We start from the raw sequence: 16,004 nt of genomic DNA on the forward strand, positions 1-16,004 counted from the left end.
AGAAATAAAAATATTTTATAAATTAATAGTATATGAGCATTGACACTTAAAAAATTGATAACTATTCTTTGTTTGCAAACGATTTTGCGGTAGAACGAAAAGGGGACACTTTCGAGTGTGCTGGTGCTGTACCCAGTCTGCTAACCCCTTATCGATCTGCCACCATTCTATGATAAAGCGATAAGAGGACACCTTCGGGTGTGCTGGTTCTGTGTGTCCAGTCTGCTAACCTTTTATCGTTCTTTCACCACTCTACGATAGAACGATAAGGGAACACCTTCAGGTGTGCTGGTTTCTTTGTTTCCAGTCTGCTAATCCCTTTTCGCTCTGTCATCATTTTTATTATTATCATGACATCGTTAAATTTAAGTTGAAGGTCTTTTTAGCTTAAATATCTAATTGAATAAACAACAATAATTATTTAACTAATTTCTATTCAACCTTACATTGACACTTAAAAACACGCGGATTATCCTTTGCCTGCTGGCCACATTGCCAGTCGGTTTTAGCAGGCCGTATTTACCCAACGCACACGAAAAAGTCTCTCTTTTTTGTGGGCATCCCTACGTGTCCCTCTCTGCGGCGGAACGGGAGGGGGACATCTTCGGATGTGCTGATTTTTGGGTAAATCAGTCTGCTAACCCCTTTTCGTTTCGCCACCATAATCATTTAGCAGTGATGTGGCGAAGCTTCTTAATTACCCAAGGAGTTCGCACATGCGTACTATTTTATCTCTCTCATTGGCAACCTTTGCCAAAATCTTTACATCTACATCCCACTGGTCTTTAAAACGGTTTAACCGACTCTAGGTTTTAAGCCATAGGTCATTACGACTAAAAAATCATAGCAACAATAAAACCTGAGATAGGCGAGCACACCTTTTTTGTGCTGCTTTTGCACGCCTGTATTTAGCGCTCAATTTAAGAGTGACGGCATTTCTATCTCTTTTATTTACAACAAAAAATTATTTTAAGCGATATACATGAAAAATTTAGACGCTTCATTTAGAGCATTGCGAGTGCTCCACACGGCAAAAGATTTATTTAACCAATATGGGTTTCACAAAGTCGGGGTAGACCGAATTATTGCCGACTCCCAAATCAATAAAGGCACCTTTTACAACTACTTTCGCTCCAAAGAACGACTCATTCAGATGAGTTTAACTTTTCAAACAGACGCTTTAAAAGAAGAGGTGTTTTCCACGATCTATTCGTACAGCGAACTGATGGTATTCGATAAACTCAAGAAAATTTTCTTTTTACATGCTGACTCAGAAGGGTTTTATCGTTTGCCCTTTAAAGCAATTTTTGAAATAGAAAAGCACTATCCGTCGGCTTATAAAGTGGTGGTTGATTATCGAAACTGGCTTATTCAGGAAATTCATAAACTGCTTTTAACTGTAAAACCTGCCGCTACAGTTGAAGATGCGCATATGTTTTTGTTTGTGGTCGATGGCGCGATGGTGCAGCTTTTAGGATCAAATCAAACCGATGAAAGGGAATATTTGATTGATTATTTTCTAAGTCGGGTTTGAGGGGAGAAGGCCCGACGGGAGTTGGGCTTTTATACAAAAATGAATAGAAATTTTTTAATCCTATTTTATATATGAATTAGATTATTATTTAATTACTCTGAAAGTTCATGATTCGATAATTTTGAGCCAACTCATGAGCTAAATTTAGAATATATTTTTCAGGATTCTTTTTAATAATTTCATCAAAAAAATTAGGACTATTTTTTAGAATTTCAGGCACCTGAGTTGTGCCAGACTGATGTTGGAGTGCTAATAAAATTGTTAGTAATTCATAGGTATATTCTGGCTGAGCGTCATTTTTAATAAGCTTTATAACATGTGAAGAAAATTCAAAAGCTTCTGCTGGTAATAGCGAATAAATATTCTCATCAATGAAAGTAGATAAATACCATTCATCCAATTCTTCTTTTGAGGCTAATTTTCCAAGAAAATTAGATAAAGCATTTATAAACAATTTTAACCTTTCTCACTTTATCTCTAGTATAAAAATTAAAGACTATCCTCTTTCAGAATAGTCTTTCACTCTAACTTTTACTGCCCACTTAAAACCATCTGTTTAATCTTAACGGCCTTTTCAAAATGATCTAGTTTATGCTCCATAATCCACCAATGCGCTGCTTCCATCAGTAGCTCAGGGTTATCATTCTTATTTTTAAAAAAAGCATAAAAAGAAAGACCGACATTGTCTCCTTTCTTTTCAATTTTATCGTCGCATCCCTTAATAAAAATTTCTCTTAATTCATTTCTCATATTGAGTATCACTTCAAGTCTATAAAACTAAGACGGCTTATTTTGCTCGCCCCATTGGCACATCATATCTAATAAAGGAATTAAAGATTGCCCTCTTTCAGAAAGCCGATACTCAACCTTTGGCGGAATTTGAGGATATTCTTTACGAATAATAAGTTCGTCTCTTTCTAACTCTTTGAGTGTATTGCTCAGCGTTCTAAAAGAAATATTGCCAATGCAGCGTTGCATTTCATTAAAACGCATGACATTTTTTTCATACAGCCAATACATAATAATCATTTTATATTTGCCATTAATCAAAGAAAGGGTATATCCAAATCCCGTTTCTTCTAATGGCGTGTTTGATGGAACGCACTCGGTCATTTTAAAAATCTACACTATCTTTTGGTATAGTATATAACATAAATTACCGTACTTATATTTAGGAAAGCACACTTCTATAATCGATTTATCAACTTTTCGATAAGAGTGTTTTTATAATGAAAAAGACATTAGTCATTAGACCTCTTGCGAAAGTAAAAACCACCTCAATCTAAATTTCATGAGATATCAGAAATTAAATCGTTTTTCAGATTCTGAATTCCAGCGCTTGGTTGGTGTACCTCGACCAGTTTTTAGTGAAATGATCGAAGTTTTAAAAGAAGTAGAATCACTTAAAAAGAAATCTGGGCGTCCTCATACTTTAGCTATAGAGGATCAATTATTATTAACACTCAATTACTTACGGAATTACAGCACTCAATTGGAGTTGGCTGCAAATTACCATATCGCTGAAAGTAATGTGAATCGAACCATTAAAAAGGTTGAAGATGCATTGATGAAATCAAGACGGTTTACTCTGCCAAAACGAAGCATTACCACAGCAGACGAACAGTTTAACTGGGTCATTATTGATGCGACAGAATGTTCAATAGAACGTCCGAAAAAAAAATCAGAGTAAGTTCTACAGTGGTAAAAAGAAGAAACATACGCTAAAAGCACAAGTGATCTATCATCCGAACAGCAAACAAATCATAGGGCTAGATATATCGAATGGCAGTCAGCATGACATTAAATTGGCAAGAAGAACGGTTAAAAAATTCAAACATTGTAAATATGTTATGACCGATTTAGGGTACTACGGATTAGAGCAAGATGGCTTTAAATTATTGATGCCAATAAAGAAAAAGAAGAATTTACCCTTATTTGATGTTGAGAAAAAGTACAATAAAATGATTGGAAAAATACGAGTTGTGATCGAACATATTAATAGTCAATTGAAAACATTTAGAATATTAAGTGAACGCTATCGAAATAGACGGAAAAGATTCGGTTTACGCATTAACTTAATCGCTGCACTGGTAAATCGGATGAACTTGCAATAACGACTTTCGCAAGAGGTCTATTGTTACTCATCCTCACATAGACCAATCAGTCGTAAATAAAAGATGGGTAGAGGAATTAGAAAAATATCCAGACCAATTTACAGTCCACCAGATTTATCAAGCCTACCCAGATGGCGTAATTGACGTTGCAAAAGAACAAGCGCTTGTAGAAGAACACGAAAATTTAGTTTTTCAATTTCCAGTGTATTGGTTTAACTGTCCGCCGCTTTTGAAACAATGGCTTGATGAAGTTTTAACATATGGATGGGCTTACGGTTCAACAGGTGACAAAGTTAAAAATAAGAAGTTTATGCTGGCTGTATCTGCGGGTGGTCAAGAATATATTTATTCAGAGCAGGGTGAATATAAACTTACGTTGGACCAAGTTTTTAGTTCTTTTCAGCTCACTGCCTTATATGTTGGGGCGGACTATCAACCACTTCATGCATTTTATGGTTTAGACACAAACCCTTCAGAAGATGACGATGTTCCGACTCATCAAGACGTAGCAAATAATGCGATTGAGTATGTTCAGAAGTTATTAGCGTTGTCTAAGTAAGGTTTAAGGGGAGGCCTAAACTTGAGAGTTTGGGCTTTTTATATAGAAGATTTTTAAAAAATTACATTAAGGTTTTAAGTTAAATATACAATTTATTTATGATATAAATGTCCGCTAAATATAGATTAAATTTAAAAATTTATGACTATTCTTGATATTAAAGAAAAAGAAAACTCCCTTATAACTGACGATGCTCATGAATTAATATGCTACGCAACAATCAGTGAAATAAACTCATGGAATGATGTTGTTAACTTATATTCAGAAATTAAGCATAAGCATTTACCTAAAAAAGTATTATTACTTTTAGAAGATATAGGACAGTGCCAATACACTTCCATGCATGCTTCAATGGGAGATGGGCTTTATTTTGATACCACAGAACTCGTTGAAGATGACAGTGAAGCAAGTTGGGAAAATACTCGACCTTTAGAGCTTCAATATCACATTGAACAATTATTAAAGCCAGAAAATTATATAAACTTTAATAATTTGCCTAAAAAACTTAAGTATAGCGATGAAGATCAAGCAACTCTGCTACAGATTAATGCTGAACCCGACAAAATTTTAGATGCCGTTATTCAAGTAAAGTTAGTCAATAGTCAAACTGAAACTCAAAAATTTGCAGCATGCCTCAATGGATATTTTAGTTGTGATTTGAACCCGTTTGAGTCTTTTAGCTTGATTGAGCATTTAGATCAAAACTATGGCTTAGAGTATGTGGGTTTAGGGGCAAGCTTATTATTCTTTATGAAAACACCAAAATTTGATGCAAATAAAACGCCTCAATTACTTAATGAGTTGAGCAGCTTTTATCAATTCAATCAAACAACGCATAACCAGTTAGAACAACATTTATCTCATCATGAATATCTTATTTTGCCTTATGTAGAGTCATTAGAAGTGTTCGATTTGGATTAAGTTAATTCGAGATAACCAATATTTATTTTTTAAAACTTGATGAGATTAAAGTATGAAAAAACTACTCAGTTTAAGTGCATTAGTATTAGTAACTACATTAACAGGGTGTGCAGTTAATTTACCTTATAACAATCGTCTAAACTATACGTCTATTTCAGAATTATCTGCTCTTCCGAAAGTGCAAGATACGGTGTATATCAAATGGAATCCTGATACTTTCCCTCAACGTATTGATATTCAAGGTTCGGATGGTTTTGTAGGAGGCGGTACTAGAACACGTATTCCTACAGGCGTAGCTCTATCGAGTCGTATAGAAGAAGCGATTGCTCAGATAGCAAAACTATCATCAAATGGAAGTCCATTAACAATTACGGTCGAAAAAGCCAGATCTGGCTTTGAATACACTGCTGGTATTTTAAATAGGGCACCAGCCATAGACGTAGCTGATGTAACTCTAGTTGCTACCTTTGAATATAAGGGGCAGAAATGGACAAATACATTTAACTCTAAGCTAAAAGATCCAAAAATAGGCGGCTCATCTCAAACAGGTTTGTTAGATAAAGCATGGGATGATATTGCTGTACAAGTCGCTAAGGATGTTTCTAAACATTTAGCTATTAACTAAACTTTTAATTTTTATTAAAAATAAAAAAGACCTAAATCAAAACGATTTAGGTCTTTTTTTGAATTCTGGCGGTGAGAGAGGGATTCGAACCCTCGATACGCGCAAACGTATACACACTTTCCAGGCGTGCTCCTTCAGCCACTCGGACACCTCACCAAGGCGTGCGATAGTAACTAAAAAATTAGGTTCTGCCAAGATTTAAGACGAGCATTACAGAAAAAAAATAATAGAGGTGATAAGATTGCGCTAAAAATCATATTGGTTTAATTACACAATGCAAAATACGGCCAAAAAAGCGACCTTGCCTGCCACGGCTTTGGCAGCTCTTGGGGTGGTCTTTGGAGACATCGGAACAAGTCCGCTCTATGCCTTGAAAGAGTCCTTCCATGCTGCCCATGGTTTGGGAATTCAGCCTGAAAACGTATTAGGAATTTTATCCATTATTTTTTGGTGCTTAATGCTGATTATCAGCATCAAGTATGTCGCCATTGTCATGCGTGCAGATAACAATGGGGAAGGCGGTATTATGGCCTTACTCGCATTGAATTTGCGTAAAGCAAAAATTGCCGACAACAAAAAAATCTACATGATTGCGATTGGTTTTATTGGGGCATCACTGTTCTTTGGTGACGGTATTATTACCCCAGCCATTTCGGTATTGTCTGCGGTCGAAGGGTTGTCTATTGCAACCAACGTTTTTGACCCGTTCATTATGCCTATTGCAATTGCCATTATTGTGACGCTGTTTTTAGTTCAAAAACATGGTACGGCCTTTGTAGGTAAGTTTTTTGGTCCAATTACGCTTGTGTGGTTTATCTCTTTAGGTGCATTAGGCCTTCATAGCGTCATTCAAACACCGATAGTACTCGGCATGTTTAGTCCACATTGGGCAATTCAGTTTATCTACCATCATCCAGTCATGACGTTTTTTGTGATGGGTGCTGTGGTGTTAACAGTGACAGGTGGTGAAGCACTCTATGCCGACATGGGGCATTTTGGACCTGTTCCGATTCGTCTTGCGTGGTTCTTTGTGGTGTTGCCATGCTTGGTTTTAAACTATGCAGGACAAGGCGCCTTGTTACTTCGTGACCCTGCAGCAATTGAAAATCCGTTCTATTTACTGGTTCCACAGTGGGCACTTTACCCAATGATTATTATGGCGACCATGGCAACAGTGATTGCCTCTCAAGCTGTAATTTCTGGGGTGTTCTCTCTTGCTCGCCAAGCGATTCAATTGGGTTATTTACCACGTTTAAGTATTAAGCATACCTCTGAGTCTGAAGAAGGTCAGATCTATGTGCCGTTCTTAAACTGGTTACTTTTAATCGCAATTATTATCTTAATTCTGATTTTCAAAACCAGCTCAAACTTGGCAAGTGCTTATGGTTTAGCAGTGACCTTAACCATGCTGTGTGACACGATTTTGGTTTCCATCTTTATCTACTCAGCGTGGAAATGGAGCTGGCCAAAAGTGGTGTTACTGATTATTCCATTCTTTATTTTAGAGTCGGTTTTAGTCGCAGCAACTTCACTTAAAGTGTTGTCAGGTGGTTGGGTGCCATTACTGATTGGTGGTATTGCAGTCACCATCTTGATGACATGGAAACGTGGCCGTGAGCTTACTTTTGCTAAGCTTGAACACGATACTTTGTCGCTCGATTTGTTTGTAAAAAGTATTGGTAATAGCGTGCACTGGGTACCGGGTGATGCCGTGTTTATGACAGGTACGCCAAACGTTGTACCGCATGCCATGCTGCATAACATTAAGCACAACAAAGTACTGCATCAGCGTAATATCTTGGTCACTGTGGTGATTGAAGATGTACCTTTTGTTGCACCAGAAGAGCGTATTACAACAGAAGCTTTAGCTGAACATTTCTACCGTTTTAAAATTTTCTACGGCTTTAAAGATGAAATGAATGTACCAAAAGCGCTTATGCAAGCTTATGAGCAGTTAGGTCTTGAATATGACTTAATGCATATTAGCTTCTTTATTTCGCGCGATCGTATTGTTCACTCGGTGGGTGATGGTATGTCGCCGTGGAGAGAAAAACTGTTTATTTCGATGCAACGTAATACCAGTCCGGTGAGTGACTTCTATCAAATTCCAACCAACCGTGTGGTGGAGTTAGGTAGTCAAATCGAAATATAGAAATTTGATGTAATAAAAAAACCAAGACATAAGTCTTGGTTTTTTTATGGCTCTGATTATTGAGCTTGTGGCATAGGTGCATCTGCTGGCAATGCACCATCTTTTGCCATTGGGTCTGCTGACTGATTCGGGTTAGCCGGTGGTGGCGGTGTATTTGGGTCTTGTGGTGCCGGAGCAGCCATTTCAGCGCCAGCAGGAGGTGCTGGTGGTACATCTGCAGGAGGGGCCGGCGGTACATCGGCTGGAATAGGAGCACCTGTAGGAGCAGCACCTGTAGGGGCAGCAGAAACAGGTTGTACTTGACCACTTTTAACTAAATCACTAATAGAGCCAGGTTGGCCATTGACGGTTGTAGTCACTTTTACTTTAGATAAACTTTCTAAAGTCTCACCGGGTTGGACCGCAGGTTCAGCTAAGGCTGCCATACTGCACAGTCCAGCAATTACGCCAATACCAATAATCTTTGAATGGATCATTAAATGGACTCCGTTTATATTTTTATCCAAATTTGTGGAGCTAACCATGTCATAAGCGATTGGTCGTTTTCAATGAAAGATACGCAATTAACCCAATTCAATAGTGAAAGTTCCTCACAAGGCCAACAAACTGTTACCGAACAAGAAATAGAGTTACAAAAAAGATGACCATGTTTTAACCATTTGAAAGTTAAGCGATATACTTAAAAAAGCAGGATTGTTAAGCTGCATATGGACAGTGGTATTGATAGAAACATGGCAAGTAAAAAACGTAGTACAGGTACAAATTCATTCTCTCTAAGTCAGCATTTTGGCAAGATTATTCTTGCTTGTGTTGCTGCTGGAAGTTTTGCAATTGCTTTTGGAAGTGAAAAGATTTCACAGTGGTTTTCGCCCTTAAGTACCAACTCGACTTGTCTCAATCAGTTTTATCGCGAAATTCCTCCTGCTTTAAATAAAGAAAGTTTAAAAAAAGACAGTTATCCGCTGTGCTTTAATGGCTTTAATGTTTTGTACTCGGGGATGTCTAAAACACCGTTATGGTCAGCTGAATATCTTAGTCCTGAACGTTTAAGCACTAAAATTAAACGCGAAGATAATTTCCATGAAGAAACACGTGTTCCTGAGCGCCACCGTTCACTTTTAAGCGATTATCGTGGGTCAGGCTATGACCGTGGACATATGTCACCAAATGGCGATATGCCGACCAAGGACTCGCAGTTCGATAGTTTTTCGCTGAGTAACATGGTTCCACAGGCACCCAAAAATAATCAGGAAGTTTGGCGTAAGCTTGAAGATGCCACTCGTGCAGTGGTTACTAAGCAAAAGCAAGATGCATATGTTGTGACAGGACCAATCTTTGAAGGTCAACGACTCAAAACGATTGGACGTGGTGTTATTGTTCCAAGTGCAGTGTATAAGGCTGTTTACTATCCTAAAACAGGTGCAATTGGCGCTTACTATGCACCAAATAACAACTCGCAACAGGTTAAGGTTGTGAGTGTTTGTTATTTAGAGGAAAAGTTAGGAATTAACCTGTTTCCTCAGTTAACTGAACAACAAAAACGTAATGTTTATCGTCTGCCGTTAACATCGAGTCAAGTTAAGCCAAACCAGAAGTTAGACTATTTACACTGGGATGGAGAAAGCCAGTGTGAACAAGACTTAAGTGCAGATCAGATCCACGCATTACAAGACCAATTTAAAAAGCAGAAAAGCACGTCTTCTGAGCCTATGGAATCTAAAGTTCCAAGTATTGATGAAGAAACTAGAAAAGCCATTGTGAAACAGCTAGTAGAAGCTTTGGTGAACTATTTCTTGCAAATCATCAAATAAATCGTTTGCAGGCATTGTTGTACAGTTCTTATTCAATACAATAAGATGAATATACAGATCTGTCTACTCATCTATTTATTCAAATAAGGACAATAACAATGTTTGCCTCGATGTTTCTTTTTTCTTTTGCGATGTCGATTACCCCGGGTCCCGTCAATACCGTTATTTTATCAACCAGCTTAAATCATGGTTTAAAAAGATCACTTCCCTATATTTCAGGTGCCACGATTGGTTTTACCTTGCTTTTAATATTTATGGCGTTTGGGCTGCAAAGTGTATTAACCCAATTTCCTGTTGTCTTAAAAATTCTTGCCATTTGTGGAACGCTATTTGTTTGTTATATCGGGATTAAAATTATTCTTTCTGCAGCAAATATTTCTATTTCTAGTGTTTCACTAGAACAGATGATCATTCCCAATTTTAAAGATGGCTTCTTGTTACAGTGGCTGAACCCTAAAGCATGGTTAGCCTGTGTATCGGGTATTACCATGTTTACTAGCATTGAACATCCAAAGGCTTTGCCGATTTTTATCGTGATTTATTTTTTCACCTGTTATGTGTGTTTGTTCTTTTGGGGATTCTGTGGTGATAAATTTTCAGTGCTACTCAATCACGGCAACCGTTTGAAATATTTTAATATCTTAATGGGTGCTTTTTTAATTTTATCGGCACTTTTAATTTTGATTGATTTTTTATAGATTGGTCGTATTACACTATCAACATATAACAACGAGACAACACTTATGTTTAAGCCATTTGAAAAGGGTACAGAGTCTTCTTCAATTGAAGATTTAACATTAGAAAATGATGTCGATTGCGTGAGCATTTATGGCAATTTGCAAATTACTAAAGACAAAGTTGGGCTAGAGCAGGCAAAAGCACTACAGAGCTTTTTAAATGATGTGGTTGCAGCTTTGGAAAAAGAAGAATTGCCTGAGAAAATTGAACGCCCAGCTGAACAAGAAGTAAATAATCCGTTTTTATAATTTATACATTTTATGTGTGATGTTTAGCATAGTCATGTTGCCATACAGTCTTTAGTATCACGTTAGGTCTTAGTGAGTTTGTATAGACATTTCTTACTTTTGAAAGACCAAAAGTAAGCAAAAGTCTTTGTTGATCAGAGGGTACTTCCGTGTACCCCTGCTCAACAGGTGACATCCATGTCACCCCACCGCGATAGCATATTAAGGCTATAGATATAAAGAATTAATCCTTGTCTCCAGCAACTACCTTATAAATAATTGCACCAATCACAGCACCTAAAATCGGCGCTACCCAGAACAACCACAGCTGACTTAAAGCACCAGTTTGAGCAAAGAATGCAACACCTGTACTACGTGCAGGGTTCACAGAAGTGTTTGTAACCGGAATACTGATTAAGTGAATAAGCGTTAATGCAAGACCAATCGCAATAGGTGCAAAACCAGCAGGCGCACGACCATGTGTTGATCCTAAAATAACAATCAAGAAGAACGCAGTAAGTACCACTTCAATAATAAAAGCAGAACCTAAACCAAATTTATTTGGTGATAAATCACCAAAACCATTGGTTGCAAACCCGCCCACACCAGTAAAGCCAGCTTGACCTTGAGCGATAATATAAAGAACAAATGCAGCAGCAGTCGCACCAACCACTTGCGCAACAATATATGGAATTAAATCTTTAACATCGAAACGGCCACCGACCCAAAGACCGACACTGACCGCGGGGTTAAAATGTCCACCAGAGATATGCCCTAGAGCATAAGCACCAGTGAGTACGGTTAAACCAAAGGCAAGGGCTACACCTGCAAAGCCAATACCAAGTTCAGGGAAAGCTGCGGCTAACACTGCGCTACCACAACCACCAAAGACTAGCCAAAACGTACCTAGGAATTCAGCAAAATATTTATTCATTGTGATTACTCATCTATTGATCTATTTTTTAATTAATGTGAAATATGTCACAAAAAATTAAGCATGTGACTATATGAAATTTTTGTTTTCAGTGTTGTTTTAATCAAGAAAAGATTTGTAAGTTTTGGTTGGTTATTCTTTGTCTAAAAATTGATCTCTCCATTGTTGGGGTGTTTGATTGGTCCAATGTTTAAATGCTCTTTGAAATGCGCTTTGTTCTGAATAACACAGTAAAAGTGCAATCTCTTGTAGGCTTAAATGCGGATCTTTTAAATACTCGGTTGCGAGCATAAAGCGTACTTGTTGAACACGTTCCTGAAAGGTGGTGTTCTGCTGTTGTAAATGCCGCTGAAGTTGCCGAACAGACAAGCCTAATTGAGTGGCAATATATTCAATTTGGTACTGATTTTTTTGTAAGCCAGTCAAAATTGAATGCTGTAAACGTTGATCGAGTTGAGTCGAATTGGGTAACTGTTCTAAAAGTGCTTGTGCTTGCTGAACCAATAGCTGCTGTAGAGTGTGGTCAGCGTTGCTAAGCGGTTTATGAATTTCGGTAATTGGAATAAGTAACTCTGTACGGGGCTGGCTAAAACGAACAGGGCATTGAAAGTACTGCTCGTAAACCCTGATATTTTTAGGGGCAGCATTTAAGAAACGTACTTCATGTAAATGTACATCTTCATGAGACATAAAAAGACGTAAGAATTGAATCACCAGTGCAATCGCGATTTCATCGGTAAGTTGAGTCGGGTGTAACTCAGCCGCTTCCCAGCGAATAGAGCCATATTGACCTTGTAACTCGACTACTAAAGGACTTCCGTCATAAATTAGGCGGTGAAAGTCATGATAGCGAATTAAAGCTTCACCTAAGTTATCGCAAGAGAGAGCAAGGTAGGCAATTATTCCTAAGTGTTTGGGCTGAACATATTTGGCAATTTCTAGCCCTAAACCCGGCTTCGGGTCGAGTTTATAAATGACTTCTAATAGATCACGCCAAACCACATAGTCAAAGCGTTCCAGATTTTGTATTTGTTCTAATTGTTCCGGAATAGCTAAGCCATTAGCTTCGCAATAAGCTTTTAATAGATGTCCCAGTCCTCCATATACCGAGCCTGTATAATTTTTTAGTTGTGGCATCCTTGACCACCTCTTTCTTGTCGTGATTTGTCAATGAAACCATAAATTCTGGTCAATACCTAGCATAGCGAATTTTATATTCTAAATAAAAAGAAAAAGGAGTAAGGCGATGCTAAAAGGGTTTATTGCAGGAATAGCAGTTGCGAATGCATTTGAATGGGTGGCGCATAAATATATTTTGCATGGTGTACACCGTGCTGGACAACCGCGTTATAGCCCAGTACCAAAAAGCATGGAGTCCCATTGGGCGCACCATCGTGAAGTCCGTAAACAACAATTTCATGATGATTGCTATGTTGAAGGTGTTAGTAACTGGCGTACTAAAAATGAGTTAATTTCACTTGCTGTGGTGGCAACCGTTTCAAGTGCAATGTTTTACCCATTTTCAAAAGGTATGGCGCTTGCAGCTTGGTATAGTGCAGGAAATTATTACTATATTCATCGCCGTGCACATTTAGAACCCGACTGGGCAAAGCGTAAAATTCCGTGGCATTACGACCACCACATGAACTCGAACCAAGACGCCAACTGGTGCGTGACCAAACCTTGGTTTGATTATGTGATGGGAACACGCGTGGTATCTTCGGCAGACCTAAAAGAACAAAACCCTTTGGGGATAAGGTTACCTACTATGCTTGCTAGACCACTCTCTCAAGCTGTAGAAAAAATTTTCCCTGCAAAATGGGTCGAGAAAAAAGAAAAGCCTCAAGTCGTTAGTGACATCAATATGGTCGATGGCGCTGCATAAAAAAATAAAGGGGCATATTGCCCCTTTAAATATAAATAAGCTTACAAGCGCATTTCGATGCCTTGTTCAGCTAAATATTGTTTAGCTTCTGGAATCGTATATTGGCCAAAGTGGAAAATACTTGCTGCCAATACTGCATCGGCACCACCTTGTAAAATACCGTCTGCAAGGTGTTGTAAGTTACCTACACCGCCTGAGGCAATCGTTGGAATAGTAACGCGGTCATTAATGGCACGCATTAAAGCAATATCGTAACCTGCTTTAGTGCCGTCGGCGTCCATACTGGTAATGAGTAACTCACCCGCACCGTAGTCAGCCATTTTTACAGCCCATTCAATCGCATCAATACCCGTTGGTTTACGGCCACCGTGAGTAAAGATTTCCCATTTGTTGTCGCCAGTTTTTTTGGCATCAATCGCAACCACAATACATTGTGCGCCAAAGTGCTGTGAAGCTTCTTGAACAAATTCCGGATTAAATACGGCAGCCGAGTTAATACTCACTTTATCTGCACCTGCATTTAATAACGCACGAATATCTTCAACCTTACGTACTCCACCACCGACAGTTAAGGGCACAAATACAGTTTCGGCCATACGTTCAACAGTACGGTAAGTGGTATCGCGGCCATGATGTGTAGCGGTAATGTCTAAGAAAGTAATTTCGTCTGCACCTTGTTCGTTATAGCGACGTGCCACTTCAACAGGGTCGCCTGCATCACGAATATCGAGGAATTGAACGCCTTTAACTACGCGTCCGTTATCAACGTCTAGGCAAGGAATAATACGTTTAGCAAGCATAGCTTTTTCCAAAAATAATCGCCGTTGGTGAAAGTTCCTACACAGGCGCTACACCTTCATGGAGGGAAGAGGTATTCTATCAAACTTCACAGATGTTTTTTGCAGGTTTTCCATGTCGGTTTATACCCCGTTGAGTTTAGATGAAGTTCGCACCTTTGCTGCACCTTATGGATTAGAGGTGTTGGAGCTGAACCCAATTCAGGGAGGTATTCAAAACACCAATTATTTTTTGGTTGATGTAAACCGCAAACAATATGTACTTACCGTGTTTGAAGAGTTAGATGCCAAAGGGGCAGGTGAACTTATTCCTGTACTTGAACAATTAGGCACTCATGATGTACCCGTTGCCGTGCCATTAAAGCATAGCGGCCAAGCGGTTCACGTTATTGCAGAAAAGCCTGCACAGATTGCACCACGCTTAATGGGACACCATCCCATGCAAACCACAGTAGCACAAGTTGCGGCAATTGCAGATGCACAAGCGAAACTGCATGTGGCTTTACAAGATTTTCCGCTTGAGCGTGAATATCGACGCGATCATCAATACTGGACAGGCGTTGCAGAGCAGCTTAAGCCAAATATGTCTCAAGATGACCAAGCTCTACTTGAGCAGGTTTATCAAGCTTTCAATGCGAAAACAGTACAGTATTCGAACCGACCAACAGGTTTTATTCATTCAGACTTATTCCGCGACAATACATTGTTTGAAGGTGATCAATTACAAGGTATCTTAGATTTTTACGAGTTAAATCAAGATGAATTACTGTTTGATATTGCGATTACCATCAATGATTTTTGTACCGAATATCCAGCAGCACATTTAAACCCAGACAAAGTGGCAGCTTACTTAGCGGCATACCAAAAAGTTCGAGTGCTTACTTCCGATGAACTTGAATGTTTAGATGTATTCTTGGCAATGGCAGCGTGCCGTTTCTGGTCAATGCGTTTACAAGTTGCTCAAAAAAATAAAGAAGAAGGACGTACAGGCGACGACATTTTGCAAAAAGATCCGCAAGAAATGCGAGCAATGATGCAAGACCGTTTAAGTCATGTAAAAGCATAAAAGGAATAAAGATGCGAGATCAGGGGCGTTTAGTCGAATGGTTCGACGAAAAGGGTTATGGCTTTATTCAGCCAGATGATGCTGAAAAAGAGCGAGTCTTTTTGCATATCAAAGATTTTGCACGCCCCGGTCCTCGGCCAATTATTGGCTGTGCACTGGAATATCTGGTCATTTTGGATGAACGAGGCCGTTTTCGTGCTCAGCAGGTCACTTATTTAAAGGCATCTCAAACTCGTAAAGCTTTAAAATCAACAAAAACAGAATCTTCATTTCAAGCAAAACCATGGTCTGCTATGCAAATGGGGATCGTATTTTATTTTGTTTTAATGGGCATTATGAGCTTTATGCATGTTCTGCCAGCTTATACTTTATTGTTTATCTTAATGATGAATGTCTTAAGTTATTGGCTATATTCACAAGATAAAGAGGCTGCACAACTAGGCAATCGCCGTGTTCCTGAACAGACTTTGCACATTGTAAGTTTTTTAGGAGGCTGGCCAGCTGCGTGGTGGGCACAACAAAAACTGAGACATAAAACACAAAAACAACCATTTCGTAAGATTTATTTTTGTACCATATTCTTTCATTTACTTTTGATTTTGTGGCTAATTTCTCCTTTAAACGTTTTGCGGGGATTATAA

General features: G+C 38.6%; 19 protein-coding genes and 1 tRNA gene. 12 read left to right on the forward strand and 8 right to left on the reverse strand.

Features of this window, described 5'->3' with window-relative positions; genetic code table 11:
- The first annotated feature begins 982 nt into the window (after positions 1-982).
- Complete coding sequence (locus F984_RS19440; RefSeq protein ID WP_004711563.1) at positions 983-1,534, forward strand: TetR/AcrR family transcriptional regulator; 552 nt, start codon at positions 983-985, stop codon at positions 1,532-1,534.
- Positions 1,535-1,622: 88 nt separating this feature from the next.
- Here the strand turns inward: F984_RS19440 and F984_RS19445 are convergent, their stop codons facing one another.
- The 3 genes from F984_RS19445 to F984_RS19455 form a co-directional block, all read right to left on the reverse strand.
- The gene (locus F984_RS19445; protein ID WP_004711565.1) at positions 1,623-1,988 is read right to left on the reverse strand and encodes a hypothetical protein; all 366 of its coding nucleotides are present in this window, start codon (positions 1,986-1,988) and stop codon (positions 1,623-1,625) included.
- Between the two features lie 77 nt (positions 1,989-2,065).
- Positions 2,066-2,284, reverse strand: coding sequence for a DUF6500 family protein (locus F984_RS19450; RefSeq protein ID WP_002052187.1), 219 nt, complete (start codon positions 2,282-2,284; stop codon positions 2,066-2,068).
- A 27-nt stretch (positions 2,285-2,311) separates the two neighbouring features.
- The gene (locus F984_RS19455; RefSeq protein ID WP_004711568.1) at positions 2,312-2,647 is read right to left on the reverse strand and encodes a winged helix-turn-helix transcriptional regulator; all 336 of its coding nucleotides are present in this window, start codon (positions 2,645-2,647) and stop codon (positions 2,312-2,314) included.
- A gap of 178 nt (positions 2,648-2,825) precedes the next feature.
- Between F984_RS19455 and F984_RS22675 the strand changes: the two genes are divergently transcribed.
- The 4 genes from F984_RS22675 to F984_RS19475 all read left to right on the forward strand — a co-directional run bounded on the left by F984_RS22675 (position 2,826) and on the right by F984_RS19475 (position 5,753).
- Positions 2,826-3,648 (forward strand): IS5-like element ISAba27 family transposase gene (locus tag F984_RS22675; protein ID WP_076611894.1). Its coding sequence is split into 2 segments (ribosomal slippage): positions 2,826-3,206 and positions 3,208-3,648, totalling 822 coding nucleotides; the frame shifts between segments, so codons are not numbered across the junction.
- Positions 3,649-3,667: 19 nt separating this feature from the next.
- Entirely contained in the window at positions 3,668-4,207 is a 540-nt protein-coding gene (locus F984_RS0104095) for an NAD(P)H-dependent oxidoreductase (RefSeq protein WP_031944827.1), read from the forward strand.
- A 141-nt stretch (positions 4,208-4,348) separates the two neighbouring features.
- Positions 4,349-5,128: a hypothetical protein gene (locus F984_RS19470; RefSeq protein WP_004711571.1), complete on the forward strand. Its 780-nt coding sequence runs from the start codon at positions 4,349-4,351 to the stop codon at positions 5,126-5,128.
- Between the two features lie 52 nt (positions 5,129-5,180).
- Positions 5,181-5,753 (forward strand): hypothetical protein, encoded by a 573-nt coding sequence (locus tag F984_RS19475; protein WP_004711573.1) that lies wholly within the window; start codon positions 5,181-5,183, stop codon positions 5,751-5,753.
- Positions 5,754-5,819: 66 nt separating this feature from the next.
- Here F984_RS19475 and F984_RS19480 read toward each other — a convergent pair.
- Positions 5,820-5,909: transfer RNA gene (locus tag F984_RS19480), tRNA-Ser, on the reverse strand.
- A gap of 118 nt (positions 5,910-6,027) precedes the next feature.
- On the opposite strand from F984_RS19480, the gene F984_RS19485 reads away from it, so the two are divergent.
- Entirely contained in the window at positions 6,028-7,905 is a 1,878-nt protein-coding gene (locus F984_RS19485; RefSeq protein ID WP_004711574.1) for a potassium transporter Kup, read from the forward strand.
- A 56-nt stretch (positions 7,906-7,961) separates the two neighbouring features.
- Here the strand turns inward: F984_RS19485 and F984_RS19490 are convergent, their stop codons facing one another.
- The gene (locus F984_RS19490) at positions 7,962-8,381 is read right to left on the reverse strand and encodes a hypothetical protein (RefSeq protein ID WP_004711577.1); all 420 of its coding nucleotides are present in this window, start codon (positions 8,379-8,381) and stop codon (positions 7,962-7,964) included.
- Positions 8,382-8,636: 255 nt separating this feature from the next.
- Between F984_RS19490 and F984_RS19495 the strand changes: the two genes are divergently transcribed.
- From F984_RS19495 to F984_RS19505, 3 genes are all read left to right on the forward strand, one after another.
- Positions 8,637-9,716, forward strand: a complete 1,080-nt coding sequence (locus F984_RS19495; RefSeq protein ID WP_023188101.1) for a DNA/RNA non-specific endonuclease — start codon at positions 8,637-8,639, stop codon at positions 9,714-9,716.
- A gap of 98 nt (positions 9,717-9,814) precedes the next feature.
- Positions 9,815-10,414, forward strand: a complete 600-nt coding sequence (locus F984_RS19500) for a LysE family translocator (RefSeq protein ID WP_004711582.1) — start codon at positions 9,815-9,817, stop codon at positions 10,412-10,414.
- Positions 10,415-10,459: 45 nt separating this feature from the next.
- Positions 10,460-10,702: a hypothetical protein gene (locus tag F984_RS19505; protein ID WP_000476056.1), complete on the forward strand. Its 243-nt coding sequence runs from the start codon at positions 10,460-10,462 to the stop codon at positions 10,700-10,702.
- A 223-nt stretch (positions 10,703-10,925) separates the two neighbouring features.
- Here F984_RS19505 and aqpZ read toward each other — a convergent pair whose 3' ends face one another.
- Both aqpZ and F984_RS19515 read right to left on the reverse strand, forming a co-directional pair.
- Positions 10,926-11,615 carry an aquaporin Z gene (gene aqpZ, locus F984_RS19510; protein WP_002052229.1) on the reverse strand — a complete coding sequence of 230 codons (690 nt, stop codon included), beginning with the start codon at positions 11,613-11,615 and terminating at the stop codon, positions 10,926-10,928.
- 132 nt (positions 11,616-11,747) lie between these two features.
- Positions 11,748-12,752 carry an AraC family transcriptional regulator gene (locus tag F984_RS19515; RefSeq protein WP_004711586.1) on the reverse strand — a complete coding sequence of 335 codons (1,005 nt, stop codon included), beginning with the start codon at positions 12,750-12,752 and terminating at the stop codon, positions 11,748-11,750.
- A 109-nt stretch (positions 12,753-12,861) separates the two neighbouring features.
- Here F984_RS19515 and F984_RS19520 point away from each other — a divergent pair, with 109 nt between their 5' ends.
- Complete coding sequence (locus F984_RS19520; protein ID WP_004711587.1) at positions 12,862-13,500, forward strand: hypothetical protein; 639 nt, start codon at positions 12,862-12,864, stop codon at positions 13,498-13,500.
- 41 nt (positions 13,501-13,541) lie between these two features.
- Here F984_RS19520 and hisF read toward each other — a convergent pair whose 3' ends face one another.
- Positions 13,542-14,300 (reverse strand): imidazole glycerol phosphate synthase subunit HisF, encoded by a 759-nt coding sequence (gene hisF / locus F984_RS19525; protein WP_000880078.1) that lies wholly within the window; start codon positions 14,298-14,300, stop codon positions 13,542-13,544.
- 112 nt (positions 14,301-14,412) lie between these two features.
- Here hisF and F984_RS19530 point away from each other — a divergent pair, with 112 nt between their 5' ends.
- Positions 14,413-15,363, forward strand: a complete 951-nt coding sequence (locus F984_RS19530) for a homoserine kinase (protein WP_004711590.1) — start codon at positions 14,413-14,415, stop codon at positions 15,361-15,363.
- Between the two features lie 11 nt (positions 15,364-15,374).
- Positions 15,375-16,004, forward strand: coding sequence for a DUF1294 domain-containing protein (locus F984_RS19535; RefSeq protein ID WP_004711593.1), 630 nt, complete (start codon positions 15,375-15,377; stop codon positions 16,002-16,004).

This window comes from Acinetobacter nosocomialis NIPH 2119 (genome assembly GCF_000368085.1).
In the GTDB taxonomy this organism is placed as follows: Bacteria; Pseudomonadota; Gammaproteobacteria; order Pseudomonadales; family Moraxellaceae; genus Acinetobacter; species Acinetobacter nosocomialis.